Annotated in this window: 14 protein-coding genes; all 14 read right to left on the reverse strand. The window is 39.6% G+C overall.

Translation table 11 applies throughout. From position 1 onward, the window contains the following. Nucleotides 1–1078 (reverse strand): glycosyltransferase (locus Q0W26_RS03435; protein WP_298522431.1); only part of this gene is annotated, 1078 nt, incomplete at its 3' end. 2 nt (nucleotides 1079–1080) lie between these two features. Beyond that, nucleotides 1081–2406, reverse strand: coding sequence for a UDP-glucose/GDP-mannose dehydrogenase family protein (locus Q0W26_RS03440; protein ID WP_298522434.1), 1326 nt, complete (start codon nucleotides 2404–2406; stop codon nucleotides 1081–1083). 61 nt (nucleotides 2407–2467) lie between these two features. After that, on the reverse strand, nucleotides 2468–3568 hold the full coding sequence (locus tag Q0W26_RS03445) for a glycosyltransferase (protein ID WP_298522436.1): 1101 nt from the start codon (nucleotides 3566–3568) through the stop codon (nucleotides 2468–2470). Between the two features lies 1 nt (nucleotide 3569). After that, on the reverse strand, nucleotides 3570–4682 hold the full coding sequence (locus tag Q0W26_RS03450) for a glycosyltransferase family 2 protein (protein ID WP_298522438.1): 1113 nt from the start codon (nucleotides 4680–4682) through the stop codon (nucleotides 3570–3572). Between the two features lie 15 nt (nucleotides 4683–4697). Further along, nucleotides 4698–5939: a glycosyltransferase gene (locus Q0W26_RS03455; RefSeq protein WP_298522440.1), complete on the reverse strand. Its 1242-nt coding sequence runs from the start codon at nucleotides 5937–5939 to the stop codon at nucleotides 4698–4700. A gap of 4 nt (nucleotides 5940–5943) precedes the next feature. Next, nucleotides 5944–6918, reverse strand: a complete 975-nt coding sequence (locus Q0W26_RS03460; protein WP_298522441.1) for a hypothetical protein — start codon at nucleotides 6916–6918, stop codon at nucleotides 5944–5946. A gap of 16 nt (nucleotides 6919–6934) precedes the next feature. Next, nucleotides 6935–8050: a glycosyltransferase gene (locus Q0W26_RS03465; RefSeq protein WP_298522444.1), complete on the reverse strand. Its 1116-nt coding sequence runs from the start codon at nucleotides 8048–8050 to the stop codon at nucleotides 6935–6937. 52 nt (nucleotides 8051–8102) lie between these two features. Beyond that, the gene (locus Q0W26_RS03470; RefSeq protein ID WP_298522447.1) at nucleotides 8103–9164 is read right to left on the reverse strand and encodes a glycosyltransferase; all 1062 of its coding nucleotides are present in this window, start codon (nucleotides 9162–9164) and stop codon (nucleotides 8103–8105) included. 4 nt (nucleotides 9165–9168) lie between these two features. After that, nucleotides 9169–10239 carry a glycosyltransferase gene (locus tag Q0W26_RS03475; RefSeq protein WP_298522450.1) on the reverse strand — a complete coding sequence of 357 codons (1071 nt, stop codon included), beginning with the start codon at nucleotides 10237–10239 and terminating at the stop codon, nucleotides 9169–9171. Nucleotides 10240–10243: 4 nt separating this feature from the next. Continuing rightward, nucleotides 10244–11335 carry a glycosyltransferase gene (locus tag Q0W26_RS03480; RefSeq protein ID WP_298522452.1) on the reverse strand — a complete coding sequence of 364 codons (1092 nt, stop codon included), beginning with the start codon at nucleotides 11333–11335 and terminating at the stop codon, nucleotides 10244–10246. A 44-nt stretch (nucleotides 11336–11379) separates the two neighbouring features. Next, entirely contained in the window at nucleotides 11380–11766 is a 387-nt protein-coding gene (locus tag Q0W26_RS03485; protein WP_298522454.1) for a hypothetical protein, read from the reverse strand. A gap of 8 nt (nucleotides 11767–11774) precedes the next feature. Then, entirely contained in the window at nucleotides 11775–12203 is a 429-nt protein-coding gene (locus Q0W26_RS03490) for a universal stress protein (protein WP_298522457.1), read from the reverse strand. 107 nt (nucleotides 12204–12310) lie between these two features. Then, a complete protein-coding gene (locus tag Q0W26_RS03495; RefSeq protein ID WP_298522460.1) occupies nucleotides 12311–14599 on the reverse strand; it encodes a hypothetical protein in 2289 nt (762 codons plus the stop codon). A 328-nt stretch (nucleotides 14600–14927) separates the two neighbouring features. Further along, nucleotides 14928–15980: a LicD family protein gene (locus tag Q0W26_RS03500; protein WP_298522462.1), complete on the reverse strand. Its 1053-nt coding sequence runs from the start codon at nucleotides 15978–15980 to the stop codon at nucleotides 14928–14930. Nucleotides 15981–16206: the final 226 nt, after the last annotated feature.

Consider the following 16206-nt stretch of genomic DNA (forward strand, 5'->3'; position numbering starts at 1 on the left):
TTATGAGCTTGTCCGTGTCACGGTTGATGGCCCTGATTCTGCCTGATTTCTGCTCGATGATTGCATCCTTCTTCTCGATTATTTCTGATAAGTCAATGCATCTTATTGAAAGCTCATATTCCCTGGCGTTCTGTGACTCGATGGCACTGTAGAAAATCTCCCTGATTTTTTCATCGCAGCTCTGGAAAACAGGGTCGTTGTCGTATTCCTCCTTTTTAGAGAGGAAATATTCCTTAATCTTTTCAAAGAAAACTGCCTTTGTAGGTGTATCAACCTGCTTGAACTTCAAATAGATGTTGAGGATTGTCTTATAGAAGAGCCCTTCCTTATACTGCTCGTAAAAGCCGAAGTTCTTGGTATGGTCAATGAGTATCTTTGAAATGCTGATGTAGTCCATGAATGATTCGTTAGGTGAATGGGTAATTGAATCGGCCCTAACCCTTTTGTTGCTTAGGTATTCATCATAAAAATAGACCCTTTCAGCCTTAAGAAAAGTTTCGATGAAAAATGCGTTGTCCTCAAATATCAGACCCATAGGAAAGTGGATGTCTGAAATAAGATCGCTTCTGTAGAATTTGCTTGCCGGAGTGACTGCAATCTTGAACACGTCAACAGGGTCCAGATTCCTGTGTGAGAAAACGTTTTCTCCTACGGCATCTTTGAGATATTCCATGTCATAATATGGATTAGGTTCCTTCTCCCTTGTCTCGTCATCGAAGTTCATGATTTTAAATATTGCAAAATCAAGCTGTTTGTCCTCAGCAATATTGTATAAAGTTTCCAATGCGTTGATGTCCAAGACGTCATCGGAATCCATGAAGTATGTGTATTTGCCTGTGATATGATCCATTGCGGCGTTACGTGCACCGGAAACCCCCTTGTTTTCCTGTGAAAACACCTTGATTCTTGAATCCTTTGCGGCATAGTCATTGAAAATGTCCAGTGTGGAATCTGTAGAGCCGTCATTGACACAGATTATTTCAATGTCTTTGAAAGTCTGATTGATTAGGCTGTCAAGGCATTCCGCCAAGTATTTTTCCACATTGTATGCTGGTACAATAACTGAAACCGCCGGCAAGATTAACACCCGATTTGATATAGTTCGAATCCTTTGTTATTAAGGATCTTTTTATAGTAAATGTTTCTTCCGTCAAATATTACTTTCTGATTCATTGTCTCTGCAAAGTAGTCAAAGTCAGGGTTTCTGAACTCCTTCCATTCTGTGATAAGTATTAAAGCGTCACTGCCTTCGATGATTTCATATCTTCCCTTTGCAAATTCTATTGAATCTAGATATTCGTCATCGATTGTGCGGATGAACTCCTCTGTGGCCTGTGGGTCATATGCCTTGATTTTGGCTCCCCTTTTGATGAGCTCTGATATTACCACAAGTGATGTCGCTTCACGAACATCATCGGTTCCCGGCTTGAAAGCAAGTCCCCATACTGCAAAGGTGAGGCCTGTCAGGTCCTCTCCGAACCTGTCAACAACCTTGTTTACAAGAACCATCTTCTGGTTTTTGTTTACAAGCTCCACGTTTGCAAGGATTTTAGGTTCATAACCGTTAGACTGCGCTGTGCTTATCAATGCCTGCACGTCTTTAGGAAAGCAGCTTCCCCCATATCCACATCCGGCATAAATGAAATCATAACCAATTCTCTTATCTGATCCTATTCCTCTACGGACATTCTGAACGTCAGCACCTGTGACTTCACATATATTGGCTATTTCGTTCATGAAGGATATCTTGGTTGCAAGCATTGCGTTTGCAACGTATTTTGTCATTTCTGATGATTTGATGTCCATCAATACGAACCTGTCGTGGTTGAGGACGAACTGTGAGTATAAGTCTTTTAAGGTTTCAAAGACTTCCTTCTCTTCAGCACCGATTACTACACGGTCAGGGTGAAGGCAGTCCTCGATTGCGTGGCCTTCCTTTAAGAATTCCGGATTGGAGGCCATGCTTATTTTTACTTGGGAATTGTTCTCTTTGAGTATGTTATTGATGTGTTCCTTTACCTTTTCTCCGGTACCTACAGGAACTGTGGATTTTATTACGACTAGTGAATCCTTTGTGATGTTGTTTGCTATATCTGAAGCGGCTGAGAAAATGTAGTCAAGGTTTGCGCTTCCGTCTTCGGCCATAGGAGTTCCAACGGCAATGAAGATGATGTTTGTATCGTCAAGGGCCTCTTTGATATCTGTTGTGAATATCAAATCCCCTCTTTCCTGGCTGCTTTTAACAAGTGAGCCCAGGTGAGGTTCGAAGATAGGCAAGATGTTGTTCTTGAGCCCTTCGATTTTTTCTTCCACAATGTCTACACAGTATACCTTGTTTCCCATTTTGGAAAAGCAGGCTCCTGTGACTAGTCCTACATATCCGGTTCCAATAACAGTAATGTTCATAATAATCCCAATAAAATCAATTTAATAATAAAATTATGTTTCTTTTAATTAAAAAGTTTAACTAAAATATCCTTTTGAGTTTGCTTTTGATTGAGGGTTGCTTTTCATCACCCGTCAGTTTTCTGTTTTCATTTTTCAGCTCTTCATTCTCCGCTCTCAGCTCGTCAATTGTCTGATATAGAAAATCGTTTTCCTTAATGATATTCTCATCCAGATTGCCGTCAAGCATCAGAGGTGAGAGATACCTGTAGTATTCAATCCTGTTTTTAAGGGAGAAATTCCTTTCTGCGTAATCCTTATCAATCCTAAGCATCATTTCATGAAGAAGAGGTCTTATTTCAGGGAGGTTTTCTTCAAAATATTCCCGTTTTTTGATGTTTCTCAGATAGGCCATCGCCCTGATGTAGACTGCCCTCAGGATTTCTTCGGATTTCTTGTCGTATTTGTCAACGACGTCGAGATTGTCAAGCATCCTCTTTATAGGTATTGTGTAGTCCGTGAGGTTGTTTGAGGATGATGTCGGATTGAATTCACGGTAATAGTAATATGCCTCATCGGTGTATACTATTGATTCGGCGGCAAATGAGGTTTCATAGAAAAACGGATTGTCCACCCATCCGCCTCCAGGCTCCTCTATGAATCTGATGCCATTGGCCTTTAGGAAGTCAAGCCTGTAAATCCCTGCCCATATTGACGGGTGGGACTTGATGATTGCAGGGAAATCCTCAATAGTAAATGCTTTGCCTTCCTCAATCAGACCGCTTTTTCCAGTGTCTTTTCTTATGGTGCCGTCTTCTGTGACGTGATAGAAACTGGACTTGACCACATCAGCACTGCCTTTAGAAAGGCCGTACAATGACTTCAGCATGTCCTTTGATATATAGTCATCGGTTTCGACGATGGCAATGTATTCTCCTCTGGCAGCATCAATTGCCTGATTCATCTGATAGCCGTAGCTTTTTTTGTCTGAATGCATGAGTGTGATTCTAGAATCTTTAGCGGCGAATTCCTCAAGGATTTCAAGGGTTCCATCGGTTGAGCCTGCGTCAATGCAGATTATTTCAATTTCCTCAAGGCTCTGTGAGGTGACGCTTTCCATGCACTGCCGTATATATTCACCAACATCAAGTGAAGGCATTATAACTGATATTTTCGGATTCATGTTAATTTCCCTTAAGTTTTAAGAATAATGACACTGGCTTTCTTTCCAGGAAGTTCTTATGTGACTTGAGCTTCTTTTTAAGCTGCTTGTTCTGGCGGTTCAGACGGTTCTTTCTGATTGATAAAATGAGATTTTCAAATGAGAGATTGAACTCATCGAAGTCCTTGGAATAGACAACGTATTCGAATCTTTTTTTGTTGTTGTCCTCAATCAGGCTCATGAACTCGTCATACCTTTCATCGGTAAGCATTTTAGTGAAATCCTCCTTCAAATGCTCATAGAAGTAAGGTTTGAACTCATCCTTGATTGTCTTGTACCTGTGGAACACCAGGTAAATCTTATGGTCATAGAGAAGCTTCTTGTGCTTTTCGAAAAGCCCATGGTTTATGAACTTCTGAATGATCATGTTGTTGATTGTAATTGAGCTTACGTAACGCTTGTCTCCGGCACCTGTTGATGATGCGGAGTGCCTGCGTCTTGTGTAGAGATATCTGTCGTAGAAGAATATCCTTTCGGCTGAAAGGAACACATCCCAGTAGAAGATGTTGTCGTGGAAAATCAGTCCTTCGGCAAATCTGGCGCCTGTGGACATGACAAACTCCCTGTTGTACATCTTGCACCATGGGGTTGAAGACATCTTGAAGATCATGTCCTCCAAATCCCTGTATGTGAATATCTTATCTCCTACACGTTCATATACCTCATCCATTGTGTAGTCGGGAGTTTCGAAATACTCTCCTGTGTCTTCGGCATAGTTCATTGCCCTGAAGACAACAAAGTCAAGTTTTTTCTCTTCACATATCTCAAAGCATTCCTTTAGGGCATTCAAATCGACAATGTCGTCGGCGTCCATGAAGTATATGTATTTTCCTTTGGCTTTCGGAAGCGCCACATTCCTTGCTGCCCCTCCTCCACGGTTTTCCTGATGGTAGTACTGGACTCTGGAGTCCCTTTCGGCAATCTTTTCAAGTATCTCCAGTGAATTGTCAACAGAACCGTCATCAACGCAGATGACTTCGATGTCGCTTAGTGTCTGATTGAGGATGCCGTCGATGGCTTCTTCAAGATAATCGCTTGCATTATAAACGGGAATAATAACAGAAACGTCAACCATATCAATAAACTCCATTTATTTAATAATATTCTTCACCTTCTTGGCAAACTTAAAGCCTCCGGATGATTTGATTTCCCTGACCTTGCCGTCAAGCTTTTCCACTTCGGCTTCAAGCTTTTCATTTTCCTTCTCCAGCTCATCAATCTTTTCTGTGAGGTTCTTGTGCCTTTTTTCAAGTTTCTTGATTTTGTCTGTGTGATAATTTTCAATGTAATCGTCATTGTCTTTTGAGCATTTGAGTATATCGTATTTTTCCTTAATTTGTTTAGGCAAATCGTCAGAGTCGATTTTTTCTATGAATTCCTTGGTCTGTGCGAATTTATCTTCATCCTTATTGTTGTATAGGAGATATGCCTGTGCGGCAGTGTTGAAGATGACAAAATTCTCATCGGTAATGTCAAAATACTCATAAGGGCTTTCAAATAGGATTCCGTAAATCTTGAATAAATCCTCATTGGCGTTGTTCTTCTTCCAGTTGAGGTATTTTGTAAGGTGCAGCTTGTATTCCTCTGACATTTTTACAAGTCCGCCGTCTGCCAGTACGTCGCAGGTGTCCCTGAAATGCTGGACGTAGCTTTTCTTCTTGATGTAGGTGTTCATCTTGTTGTTGACACCTCCACCGACTGATGAATTGTATCCGTATAGGTTGACGGGACATGTATATATTGCATCGGTACTTACAAACGCCTTTGCCAAAAATACAGGGTCCTGGCCTCTTAAAAGGTCGGGAAAAATTATTTCATTTGAATTTATGAAATCCCTTTTGAAAATGTTTTTATAAAATGCATACGGAATTCCATAATCCTCAGGTGAAATGCAAGACTCCTCATCAAAATAGGCATAGTCACCACGTTCGTAGTGCTTGTTTTCCTTCAAGGAATAATCTTTCTTTACGAACTGCAGATTGGCAGAGACTATATCGGCGTCGTTTCTTACTGCAACATCATACATCCTTTCAAGTGCATCATCGTCAATGTAGATGTCATCTGCATCGAGAAATGCAATGTAGTCTCCTTTAGCATTTGAAATTCCGGTATTTCTCGCTTTTCCTGAGCCCTGATTTTCCTGTGATATTACCGCCATGAAATCATAGGTTTCTTTAAAGTCATTCAGTAAACTTAATGAATCGTCAGTTGAACCGTCATCAACGCATATCAGTTCAATATCCTTTAATGTCTGATTCTCTATGCTTTTCAATGATTTGGATAAGTATTTCGCCCCATTATATACGGGCATGACAATTGATATCTTAGGCATTTTATCACTTATTTAATTTTCTAAGGGGTTTTGTAACCTTCCAGCTTGTGGAATTTGTAATAAGACTGTTTTCCCTTTCAAGAATGGAAATGTTCTTTTCGATGATTTCGTTTTCCTTTTTCACTTCTTCACTGTCAAGCTCAAGCTCATACTGAACCATCAGCCTTTTGAAGTCCTCGAAATCCTTGCTGTATACGACATCCTTGAAAAAGAGATAATTGATCGGATTTGCATCATATGCAAAGTCTGTGAATCTCCAGTGATAGATCATCTGTGTGAAATCCTCTTTAAGCAGATTGTAGTATTCCTCTTTTCGCTCTTCTGTGACATTGACGTATGCATCATATAGCAGTTCCAGTCTCCAGTCAAATATGATGAACTTGAACTTTCCGATGTGGTCGTAGTCCTTGAATTTAGTGAAAACCTCATTGGAAACGTTTATGAGACTTGCCAGCTCATCGAAATCCTTCTTGTCTTTATTGAATTTCTGATTTAAATTGATGAATGCGAACTTTCTTGCATTGAACACGCATTCCCAGAAGAACAGGTAATCGTTTGAGTTTATGTTATTGAGCTTTTTTATGAAATCGGTTCTTATGAGCTTTGTATATCTTGTCATGTCCATCTGGAATGTCTTTCCTCTCAACTTCAGGAACTGATATGTTTCGCCTATGAAGGTGTCCTCATCGGTAATCTGTATGAAATCAAGTCCTTCGCCTTTAGCCTGCCTGAATGCCTTTTCGAGAGTGTCCTTATTTAAAACATCACCGGGATTTAAGAAATAGATGTACTCGCCTTTCACTTCATCTATGCTGTCATCCTTTTTAATCACTTTAACGGCACTGTCGGTGACATTGACGATGTCATTATCATCAATGCATATAACTTCAATGTCTGCTAAAGTCTGGTTCAGAGCGCTTTTAAGTGACTCTGAGTAGTTGTCTTTACTGACGGCCATTATAACAGATACGCTAACCATAATCATCACACCTATTCTATCTTTTCTTAAATGACCTCAATTTTTGGGTTTTCTTCCAGCTTTCTGAGTTCAAGAGTTCCTCATGGACATTTCTGACCTCTTCATATTCCGCTTTCAGCTGTGAATTCTTTCGTCTGAGCTTATAGTTTTTGTATGCCACATCGAACGTTTCGGTGTCCTTGTACTTGAGGACGTATTCATAGAGCTTCTGCTCTGCAACATCCAGATCTCTGAATATGTATTCCTTGAACTCCTTGTCGCTTTCGATTCTCAAATAGTCTTCACGAAGCTTGTCTAAAAAGAGCTGCTTGAATTCGGGTTTGATATGCCTGTACCAGTAGAAATTGGTATAGAACTTCTTGTGAAGCAGCTCGTCCTTGAAATCATCAAACACATCGTATTTGAAGAACACCTGCCATATCAAATCGCAGATGTCGATGTAGTTGATGAAATGCCTTGCTCCTGAAGTAGTGGATGATGAGGAGTACCATCTTCTCTTGAAGAGGTGCTTTCTTAAAAATGTGATCCTGTCAGCCGCAAAGAGGGTGTCGTAGAAGAAAACGTTATCGTCAAATACAAGTCCTTCCGGGTATATGATGTTGTTTTTCATGACGAATTCCCTGTTGTAGAGCTTTGACCATGGGGTGACGGTAATGTCAAAGACAAAGTCCATGATATCCTTATAATTAAATACCGAGTCTCCGACGTAGTCTGCAAGGGCGTTCATGCTGTAGTTTTCAGCCTCCACAAGCTCGCCGGTATCCATGTAATAGTTGATTGCCTGGAAAATCACAAAGTCGACGTTCTTTTCTTCTGCAAGTTTGTATGAGTCTTCAAGTGCTGTGAGCTCGAGAATGTCGTCTGAGTCCATGAAGAATATGTACTTTCCTGTTGCAAGCCTCATTCCTCTGTTGGTTGCAACTGCATGGCCTCCGTTTTCCTGGTCAATGACTGTCATTCTCTTATCCTTTGCTGCGTATTCGTTAAGGATTTCCAATGAGCGGTCCGGTGAGCCGTCATTGACGCAGATAACTTCAATGTCTGTCAATGTCTGATTCAGTATGCTGTCCAAACACTCGCCTAAAAAGTCCTCCACATTATAAACGGGAATTACAACTGATACCTTAACCATAAAAAACCTCACCTTTAACTGTAATAATTTTTGTCAATACAACTATTTAATGTTATTTTACAATCTTTTTAATTCGATATTTAAGAAAACCGGACAGTTCCTTTTGCTTTTTCAAGCGGATGTTTTCCTGTGTCAATCTGTAATTTTTAATGAGCAGGTCAAACTCCCTTTGGGTTTTTGATTTAATGATGCTGTCGAAAATGAATCTGTTTTCATCATCAAGCAGACCCCTGAAGGACCTGTCTTCAATATTTGCAAAATCCCTTTTCATTTCGCAGTAGAATTCATGTTTGAACTCGTCCATGATTTCCAGGTATCTTGTATGAATCCAGAACACCTTCTTGTTGTATAGGATTTTCCTGAATTTGTCAAGCTTTCCGTATTTGACGAAGAGATTTATGATATTGTTTACAACGTTTATGATGTTTATGTATCTCTCATCGCCCGCTCCGGTTGATGAAGCGGAGTGCCTGCGCCTTGTGTAGTATGCCTTGTCAATGAAACACATCCTTTCGGCGTTGAATAGCACTTCCCAGAAGAACTGGTTGTCATGAAAGATTGACCCTTCAAGAAACTTGGCTCCTGACATTTGGACAAAGTCGTGGTTGTAGAACTTGCACCATGGTGTTACGCTGATGTTGAATATCAGCTCGCCCAAATCATCTCCGCTGAATACATTATCTCCTGCAAAGTCCCTGATCTTATCCATATTGTAGTATGCGGTTTCAAAATACTCACCAGTATCTTCGGCATAGTTGATTGCCTTGAATATTGCAAAGTCAAGGTTTTTTTCTTCAGATATTTCATATAGCTCCTTTAAGGCGTTCAGGTCAACCCTGTCGTCGGCGTCCATGAAATAGAGGTATTCGCCGGTCGTGTGCTTAAGGGCGTTGTTTCTTGCAGCCCCTCCTCCCTGATTGGTCTGGCTTAAGACCTTCACACGGGTGTCTTTTTGTGCAATTTCATTCAATATTTCCAGTGAATTGTCCTCTGAGCCGTCATCGACACATATCACTTCCAAATCGTCCAGCGTCTGGTTGAGTATGCATTCCAGAGACTCTCTTAAATAATCGCTTGCATTATAAACGGGAATAACTACGGATACCTTAGGCATTTAATCACCTTAACCTTGAAATGATCAGCTTATGAATTGGCTCGTCGAGAAGTTCTGAGAGATGTCTGTTTTCAACTTCCAGATTGTAATTTTCAATGAAGAGGTCAAACTCCTCTCTTGTATCGGCTTCAATTGCGCTTTTGAAGATGTTTTTCTGCCAGTCAATTAATTTTTCATTAACGTATTTTAAAATCTCCTCATCTTCAGCTATCTTCTCGTAGTTTCTCTTCATTTCGCTGAAGTAAAGTTCCTTATACTCTTCCTGAATGTGCTTGTACCAGTAGTGAACGACTCCGACCTTTTTGGTGAACATCTCATCGACATATGTCCAGAAGACTCCGTGCCTTTTGAATATGTCCCATATCATGTCTGATATCTTGATGAAATTGATGTATCTCTTATCTCCCGCACCTGTTGATGAAGCTGAGTGCCTTCTTCTTGTATATAGAGTTTCGTTTAAAAAGTAAATCCTTTCAGCGTAAAAGAGGCTGTCGTAAAAGAATATGTTGTCATGAAAAATCAGCCCTTCGGCGAATTTCGCTTTTGAGTCCACTACAAATTTTCTATTGTAGAATTTGCACCATGGAGTGACTGATATTTTAAAGATTAAATCACCTATATCGGAGTATTTGAATATCTTATCGCCTACAAATGCTGATAGTTCATCCATTGTGTAATCGTCAGTAGTGAAGTATTCGCCCGTATCTTCTGCATAGTCTATGGCCTTGAAAATGATAAAGTCAAGTTGCTTTTGCTCTGCTATCTCATAGCATCTTTTAAGGCCGTTTGTGTCAAGCTTGTCATCGGCATCCATGAAGTATATGTATTTTCCTGTAGCCTTTGGGATTGCAACATTTCTTGCTGCTCCCCCTCCCCTGTTTTCCTGATGGTAATACCTGAGACGGGAATCCTTTTCGGCAATGCCCTTTAGTATATCCAGTGAAGCGTCAACGGAGCCGTCGTCAACGCAAATCAGCTCTATGTCAGCAAGTGTCTGGTTGAGGATGCATTCTATTGATTCGGCCAGGTAATCCTCTGCATTGTAGACTGGCATGATGACAGAAACTTCAACCATATTATCACTTTCTGATGCCCCTGAGAGGCTTTGTAATCTTCCAGCTTTTGGAGGATTCGAACTCCTCGATTTTCCTTTTAAGCTCATCGTTTTCGCATCTGAGCTCATAGTTTTCAACCGTCAAATCAAATTCCTTCACATTTTCTGCATTCAGGGCACTTTCGAATATGAAAAGGTTCTTTTCTGAGATATTGTTTGAAAAATCATGGAACAAATCCTTATTGGAAGCTATTTTTTCATAGTCTTTCCTCATTGCGTCGAGAAAGTCCTGCTTGTAATCTTCCCGGATGTTTTTGTACCAGTAATGGACTGTGCTTACCTTTTTGGTGTAGAGGGTCTCCTTGAACTCTTCGAAAACCTCATATTTCCTGAATATGTCCCATATCAGATTGGATATTTCTATGTAGTTTAAAAACCTCAAATCCCCTGCCCTTGTCGATGAGGTAGGATACCAGCGCCTCTTGAAGAGATGCTTTTTTAAAAACGTAATTCTATCTGCTGCAAATAGCACGTCAAAGAAAAAGACATTGTCGTCAAACACAAGGCCTTCGGGAAATCTTATCTGGTTTTTTTCAATGAACTCTCGGTTATAAAGCTTTGACCATGGTGTGACGCTAATTGAGAAAACGAAATCCTTAACGTCCCTGTAGCTGAACACCGAATCTCCCACATGTTCCGCCAGGCGGTTCATGCTGTAGTTTTCCTCTTCAATGTATTCATCCTTGTCCATATAGTAGTTGATTGCCTGAAATATCACAAAGTCAACACTTTTTTCTTCAGCGAGATTGTAGGTTTCCTCAAGTGCTCTCAAATCAAGAATGTCATCTGAATCCATCAAAAACAGGTACTTTCCTGAGGCCACGTCCATGCCTCTGTTGGTTGCAACTGCATGTCCGCCGTTTTCCTGGTCTATGACAGTTATTCTTTTGTCATTTTGAGCATACTCGTTTAAAATATCAAGTGAGCTGTCCTTTGACCCGTCGTTAACACAGATTATCTCAATGTCATCCAAGGTCTGATTTACAATGCTGTCGAGACATTCTCCTAAAAACTCCTCAACATTATAGACCGGAACCACTACAGATACCTTAACCATGCTTGAAAACCTCTAAAAAAAATAAATAGGACTTTGACGAGGCTTTAGAAACCGTCATCAATAGTCAATGTGGAAACATCTTTGGTTTCCTTGTTGAATAATGTTCCATTGTAATTGCAATGTACTGTGTAATTTCCGTTATCCAATGCAACCAGCTCAACAGCCGCCTTTCCGTTGTCATCGGTAGTTGCCTGATATTTGGTTGCCCAACCGGAATCGTCTAAAATCTTTATGTCGATTACTTCACCCGGATAAACGTTTCTGTAATCGTCGGTGAGAACCATCTCAACGAAATCCCCGTTTTTTAGTGTGGAATTGCTCACCACATTGATTTTTGTATTGTGGGAATTTGCGGAAATGAACGCAAATGAAGCAACAGCAACTATGACAATTGCAATTACGGCTATTAAAATCATTCTGCTTTTATCCATAAAAACACCTAATCGTTATTGTGAACCAATAAAACGTCAATTTCGGAAGTCTTCAAGACCTTTTCTGCAACGCTTCCGATGATGAACTTGTGAATTCCGCTTTTACCTGATGCGGATATTACAATGAGCTCAACGCCTTCCTCTTCAGCAACTTGATTGATTGTTTCAGCCGGAAAACCTGTCTTCACCATTGTTTTGACATTCAATGAATCATCGAATTTTGCAGCCATGCTATTGACGGCTGCCTTAGCTTCCTTCAATAACCTTTCATTGACTTTTTTAACTTTTGATCTTGACTGGAAAGCGCTGGAAGTCAATTTGCCTGCAACGGATAAGACTATGATTTCACCATCGTCTGCAATAAGTTTGGTGACTCTGTCAACTTCCTGTTCAGCATATCCAGATCCATCGGTAGGTAATAAAATTTTCTTATACATTATATTTTGCACCTTAATTATAATTACTAATATATATGGAAATTAGTAGTTAATAAGTTTTTAAAAAAAAGGATGGGTATTTTTACAATGGAGAAGAATATTTGATTTTATCTGTTTTTAATTTTTCGCAGAGGTGATGTGACTTTCCAGCTTGTGGAGCTTTGCATTTCCTGATTTATTTTTCTGAGATTTTCCACTTCCCTTTTGAGTTGTTCATTCTCCTTTATTATCAGGTTATAGTTTTCACTCAGGCTGTTGTCGTTGATAGGCATCCATTCCAAATGAATTGCTATGACATCACCGTCTTTGACCGGCATCTCATGATAAATAGGCTTGTCGTGCCATGAAAGGGTGTTATCATTAATTATTTGATTTCCATTGACTTCAAAATCAGTATAGTCGATATATACCGGATACCTGTTTTTGTTCCTGTCAAGTGCATTTATTCCTCTTAATTTGATGGATAAATCACCATCGCCGATGCATCTGACTTTAACGTCAAGATATCCTGCCATGCTTTCGATTATGCAGCCCCCTCCATTTTCATTCTGGAGCCATTGTGGGAAATCGACTTTTGCTGTGGCATCTGAGTTTTCAATGATTTCAATGGAATTGCCTTTTGATGAGGTGTTTTTGATGTCTATTCTGGAGGTTATGAATTTTGAAAGCAGCAGCGGAAATTCAGGATTCATTTTTGTTTTGTCCTCATAATCAGCATCTGAAAATCCATCAAACCAGTCTGAAATCAGTTCATCATCGTCATGCTTACTGTGATTGATTGCATCAATGACCTTTACGATGGCAAAGGCAGGAAAAGTGTTCTGCAATGGGAAATAGTCCCTGTGGTCAACTGAGTAATTGATTCTGTCATATACCAGTGGAGGAACGTATTTTTCAAATTCATGCCTGAATGAGGAGGATTTGAATATATCCTTAATATAATTGTTAATGTCATGCCAATTGACCTTTTCATTGTTTTCAATGAGTTCTTCGCCCTTGTCGGCATCCACTTTTGATAGAAACTCATATTCCTTAGCTTCAAAGGGATGAATCTCATTAATCAATTTGGCATGTTCTATTGTCTCTGGATTGAATTCACGACCACCTTCAACATCGAATTCCATCAGTTCAGGACAATACCTCACAAATATCAGTGTCATCAGAAGGGAATCGTCACTGCATTCGGGAGTGCTTATTTTAAGTTTGAACAGGTCCGGATCGATTAGAGGACACAATGCCAGGCTGTTTGCCATGTAGTTTTCAACAATGAGTTTTCCGAAGTGGTTTCTCAGTCTTGTCTCCTTATAGTAATCCCACTGGAAGGTTTCATCCCTAATGGATGGCTTCAGTTGCCTTACTGCATCATGGCTTTCTTCAATTGCCCTTACGCTTGCATCAACCAAAGCGGGACTCAGCCTTTTTGTTTTGTTGATGACATTGGTGATTTGTGATTTGGAATCTCCCAAAGGCCATCCCCTTATTGTCTCACCGCCCATTCCAGTTATCATGTAAACGGGCTCCTGACTGCGGGACATCTTGAAATTGAGCTGATTGGAGAATCCCAGCTTCACGTAGCATGACAAATCAAGGATTGTCTGGATATCTGCAAAATTGTAATACTCCACGTCCAGCCCGCTGTTTAATGTGAAACCGTATTCATCGGATATGCTTGAAGCTATCCTGAAATCCTCATTGTGGTTGTGCTGGTTGTTATCAATGGAATAGACATTGATTGAGTTTATGTCAATGTTTGCATTCAACACCAGAGCCATGATCATTCTTGTGTCGAATCCTCCGCTCAAATCAAGGGACATGTTATTTGTTTTTTGCTTTATTGCCCTGATGATTTCAACCCATTTGTAAAACCACTTGTCCAACAGTTTCAATCCCTCTTCGCTGTTTAGAGGAACAGAAAAGTCATCATAAACAGTCTTTTCATAGGAAATCTCTTTGGATTTAATGTCAATGTGGAGCTTGAAGTTCCTTGGAATGCATGTAATCTCATTTACAAGGGTCTTTTCATGAATCAGTGATGATAATGTTTTTGGAATCAGTGAAATGGATGCATAATCTTCATTCAATGTCATTGGGTGGTTGGTTTTCAGATAGTCGACCAGTTTAATGAATGAATTGGAAATTGCAAAGTAATCATCTTTTTCATATAGGTATATTCCGTAAGAACCGATGAAGTCCTGAGATATTATTATTTCATTATTGTTTCTTTTAACTAAAACGTAGGCTCCGATATCGTCCATACATTCATATTCGCTGATGTCTGAATCCTGAACGACAGCATTGTCTTTTATGGAAAATCCGTATAGCCTATCTTTAACATCATGAAGGCTTTCGCAATCAATAACGAAAAATTCCCTGTCAATAATATCTTCCTTTAACATGCTTTAACCTTAAAATAGTGGTGTCATCAATTCTCCAGTTCGTGGAAATATTCCATAACCTCCCTCCATGGAGTTGACTAACTACGTATTATATATTGAAATTATATAATATAAGTTATTTATGAATATAATTTATACACTAAATAGTATATTTTAAGCATTTAATATTTAAAGATATTTGTCAAAATTAGAAAAAATAGGCCATATTGCACCATAATGTCTCAAATGAAATTGAATGAGTAAATATCATTAAAAAAAACACTAAAAGAAGAGAAAACAAAAAAGTAAAAAAATAATGAAATTTTCCATAGAATAATGGAAAACCTATTTACATTTCAAAATTGTCATTGACCTGCTTGAATCTGTCGATGCACATCTCAAACACTTCACCGGCATTCTTCGAGTATCTGAAAGTGTCGATGAATGAATGCCTGATGACGTTTCTTGGAAGGGTCTGATATTCCCGGAACGCCTTTCTCAGGTAATGGTCGGGATTTTTCGGAACGCTTACCTCGATGTCTCCGAACTTGACCCATTGAAGAGGCATCATCTCGTCAGTGTCAAGAATGATGAGTTTTGAGTAGTTGTATTTACCGTAGCTTCCCTCGACACCCGGAATGATGTAATCGGTAGGCTCCATGCTCAAATTCAGCTCGTCGTATAATTTCTCAACGGCCAGATCGAGGTCCATTTCGTTTTTGATGTTTCTGAAGTAGTTGAGCTTGGCGTTGTAATGGTCATCCACGATTGTGTCCTTGTCGTAGTCCTTGATGTAGTCAAATGGGAATATGTCAAGCCTTGCAAGAACCGGCCTTTTTCTTATGTCGATTGGTGATCTGACTGACAGCTGGATGAATGAGTTGATTGTTTCTCCGTCGATTTGGCGATGGCGGTAGTGAAGGCGGAGAATGTCATCTAGGCCTGAATCTTCGATTTCCTGGCCGAGAACCTTGTAGAGCTTCATGTAGTGCTTTCTCATGAGGATGATGTCGATGTCGTCATCCCAGGGAACAAAGTTCTGATGTCTCACGGCGCCCAAAAGGCTTCCTGCAGTAATCCACCATTCCAGTTCGTATTTTTTGCAGATGTTGTCGACGAAAAGCAGAAGCTCCTTGCTTAATGTCTGGATGTCCTTGAGAAGACCAATCGGCTCGTTTATCTCATAGTCCACAAATAGTGTGGTGAAAAGATATGTGGAGGATTTGATGTATTCCTCGTTCTTTTCCTTGTAGTCGTAGAAATCCTTTTTGAGTTTTTCCACTTCAGCCTCCAGTTTAGGATTTTTGGAGGAGTCCTTGTTCTTCTCATAAAAGTCCTTATAAAATTTGTAGCTGTTGCTTCTTTTCAAAATCAGCTCTTCGAAAGATTTCTTTATTCCCATTATTAAATCACCATCAAACATTTAAGTTTATACAATAAATGATATATTAAACGCCATATTTAAATATATCTAACCGATAAGGCCTTAAGAAGGGGCTTTTGGCATTGATTTTGTGAATTTGAATATCTGTGATATTTCACCTTGCTTCCATCTGACGAAAAGGCAATGATGGAGACATGAAAAATTATATAATGGATTATTAATTTAAATATAATAAAGCAATATA

Origin of the sequence: uncultured Methanobrevibacter sp. (assembly GCF_947169325.1) — an archaeon.
Classification (GTDB): domain Archaea; phylum Methanobacteriota; class Methanobacteria; order Methanobacteriales; family Methanobacteriaceae; genus Methanocatella.